2 protein-coding genes are annotated in these 3,308 nt (G+C 73.9%); both read right to left on the bottom strand.

What is annotated here, in order from left to right:
• Positions 1–2,957, bottom strand: a 2,957-nt coding sequence (locus tag MRBLMU1_RS23410; RefSeq protein WP_363506540.1) for a glycosyltransferase, incomplete at its 3' end; no start/stop codon positions are given.
• A gap of 45 nt (positions 2,958–3,002) precedes the next feature.
• Positions 3,003–3,308, bottom strand: a 306-nt coding sequence (locus tag MRBLMU1_RS23405; protein WP_363506537.1) for a hypothetical protein, incomplete at its 5' end; no start/stop codon positions are given.

Below are 3,308 nucleotides of genomic sequence, written 5' to 3'. Positions count from 1 at the left end.
GTCAGGCACAGCAGCGCGCCGCGTTCGGCCTCGAGCAGCGCCAGCAGCGGGTGCAGCGCCGGCGGCGTGGCGGCGCCGTCGTCGGGGACGCCGAGGCGCAGCGCCCCCTGCAGCACGCCGGGCGTGGCCAGCGCCGGGTCGGCGGCGGCGTCGTCCCAGCGCAGCACGATGTCGTCCTGTTTGAGCTCGGCCACGGCGTCCTCCAGCGCCAGCTGCGGCCGGCCGATCAGCGCCAGCGCGGCGGCGCGCGCGTAGCGGTAGTGCCGGCCGTCGAAGCGCAGCGGCTCGACCCGGAAGCCGGCCGGCGGGTGGGCCAGCAGGTGGCGCAGCAGCGCGCGCGCGACCCCGTCGCCGGGCCCGTCCGTCGCCTCGGCCAGCGGCAGCAGCTGGCGGCCCTGGTGGCCGGCGGCGTTGGCGGCCAGGCACTGCGCCGCCAGCATCCAGTCGTGCTCGCTCGGCGCGACCTCGGTCTCGATCCCCGCCAGCCCCGCGCGCAGCGCGGCGTAGCCGGCGGCCGCGCCGTGCCCGGCGAAATGCTCGATGGCGTCCCGGTACAGCAGTCCGACGCGGGCCGGCTGGTGCACGCGCCGCATATAGGCCTCGGCCGCCGCGCTCAGCGCGGCGGCCAGCTTGCGGTCGTGGCGCAGCCGCTCGATCGCCGCGCTCAGCTCGGCCGCCGTGCAGGCGTCGGGCAGCTTGATGGTGATGTCGGCCGGCAGCTCGGCCGCCGAGCCGTGGCTGTTGATGACGGTCGGCAACCGGTAGGCCAGGCAGTCGAGGATGGTGGCCGAGGTCTCGCCGCGCGAGCGGCTGCGCAGCTGCACGGCGGCGTCGGCCGCGCCCAGGTAGCTTCGGTACAGCTCGGGCGAGGCGAAGCCGGTGATGCGGATGCGCGGATGGCCGGCGATGCGTCGGGCCAGGTCGTTGCCGAATTGCTCGATGTTGTTTTCGCCGACGAACACCAGGTGGCAGCGCGGGTCCTCCGCCAGCGGCGAGGCCAGCCAGGCCTCGACGATCAGGTCGTTGCACTTGGTGACGGCGATCAGGCCGAATGAACACAGCAGGAAGTCGTCGGGGCCCACGCCCAGGCTGGCGCGGGCGGCGTCGCGCGCGATCTCGCCCGGCAGCACGCGCAGCAGCGGGATCAGGCGCCAGTCGTCGGCGCGGCCCGGGCCGTACCAGCGCTCGGCCAGCGCGCGCGAGTGTTCCGAGTGCACGATCACGCCGCTGGCCTGGTCGAGCACCGCCTTGTTGCACGGGTAGCGGTAGTACGACGCCTCGCGCCCGTGTTCGGCCTCGTGCAGCAACGCGGCGTAGCCGTGCGACTCGTACAGCGTGCGGCCGTAGGCGTCGGGCTCGCGGCCGACGGCGGCGCCGTAGTGGACCACGCCGCTGAGGAAGAAGTCGTGCAGCACCACCACGCCGGGGTGGCGCCGCAACAGCGGGAACATGTGCAGGTGGAACGAGGAGTTGCCGAAGTGGTAGACGATGCGGTCGTAGCGCTCGGCGTGCGCCTCGAACCAGTCGACGCTGCGGCGCGGGAAGTTGGCGGCGGCCCAGCTGTCGTGCAGCGCCGGCTGCTCGAGCACCAGCTCGATCTCGTAGTAGCGCGCCAGTTCCGGCAGCAGCTCGGCGCTGTGGTCGGCGATGCCGGAGCGCTCCGGCGGCAGCGGCGACACGTAGGCCAGCCGCGGCCGGCGCGCCGGCACCGCCACGGTCGCGGCCGCGCCGGCGCGGCGCCGCGCGTGGCCGTCCTCGAACGCGGCCAGCGCCTTGTCGGCGCTGGCGTCCCACGAGAACAGCTTGCCCTGCGCCAGGCCGTGCGCGCACAGGCTGGCGTGAAAGCCGCGGTCGCCGACGGCGCGCGCCATCAGCGCGGCGATCTCGGCGGGGCGGGTCGGGTCGAACAGCGCGTCGGCGCGCCCGATCACCTCGGGAATGCTGCTGTTGTTCGAGCCGATCGTGGCCGCGCCGCACGACATGGCCTCGAGCGCCGGCAGGCCGAAGCCCTCCTGCAGCGACGGGAACACGAACAGGTCGGTCAGGTTGTACAGCGTGACGAGGTCGTCGTCGGGGACGAAGCCGGTCAGCACCAGCTCGTCGTCGGCCAGGCGCAGGCGCGCGGCCAGCTGCCGCAGCCGCAGCCGCTCGGCGTCGGGCACGCTGCACACCACGGCCAGCTGGTAGCGCCCGCGCACGTCGTGCGGCAGCAGCGCGAAGGCCTCGATCAGGCCCTCGATGTTCTTGCGGTAGTCGATGCCACCGGTGTACATGAAGAACGGCCGCGTCAGGCCGTGGCGCCGCCGCAGCGCCTCGGCCGCCGCCGGCGCCGGCGCGCGCGGACGGAAGATGGCGTCGACCGCCGACGAGATGTTGACCACCCGCTCGCCAGGCAGTTGCAGCGCGTCGATCGCCTCGCGGCGCGAGTGGCCGGAGATGGCCAGCAGCAACTCGGCGTTCTTGAGGCTTTGCAGCTTGCGGTAATACCAGCTGGCCACGGCCGGATCGCTCAGATAGGTCTGCTTGCGCACCAGCGGGATCAGGTCGTACAGCGTGACGGCCGTGTCGAACCGGCCGTCGCCGTGCAGCACCGAGCCGCAGGCGTTCTCGCCGAGCCCCTCGAACAGGCTCGTCACGTGCACCGCGTCGGGCGCGAGCGAGGCCAGGTAGTGCTCGCGCAGCTGCTCGGCCGCGCGCAGGCGCCAGCTGTTGTTGGGGTCGTGTTCCCACAGCGGCGTCGGCAGCGCGTAGGTCGAGATCTGCGACTGCGGCAGCAGGTCGTCGAAGGCGCGGCGCAGCTGCGCCACGCTGTCGGGGAAGTGGCTGTTGAGGACGATACGGAAGTCGTGCGACCGGCCCTGGCGCAGCATGGCCTGGGCCAGCGCCATCGAATAGCGGCCGATGCCGCGGTGCATGCTGGAACCCTGGCATGCTTGCAAGTCTAGAACGATACGCATGGTGTGTGCTTTTCTACGGGCGCGAAAGTGGAAGGCGGCGGCGCGTCAGCGGCGCGGCGCGCCGTGGCGGCTGCGGCGCAGGTCGTCGTAGACCTGGCGCGCGGCGGCCGGCAATTGGTGCAGCTCGGGCGCCGGCGCGGCCTGCGCGGCGTCGGCGCCGCCGGCCCTGGCGCGCATGGCCAGGCGCCGCAGCACCCGCACCAGCAGCGGGAAGCGGGCGGCCTGGCGGCGCACGAAGAACGACAGCTTGGGCCGGGCGACGACGAATTGCACGGCGCGCCGCAGCACGCCCTTGGCCGCGCCGAGCGCGGCGCCGCGGACGCGGCCGGCGGCGCGGCGCGCCAGTTGCGC

Origin of the sequence: Burkholderia sp. LMU1-1-1.1 (assembly GCF_040675865.1) — a bacterium.
In the GTDB taxonomy this organism is placed as follows: domain Bacteria; phylum Pseudomonadota; class Gammaproteobacteria; order Burkholderiales; family Burkholderiaceae_D; genus Rugamonas.
The sequence above is the reverse complement of the archived record's forward strand: the minus strand, read 5'-3'. Positions and strand labels throughout refer to the sequence as shown.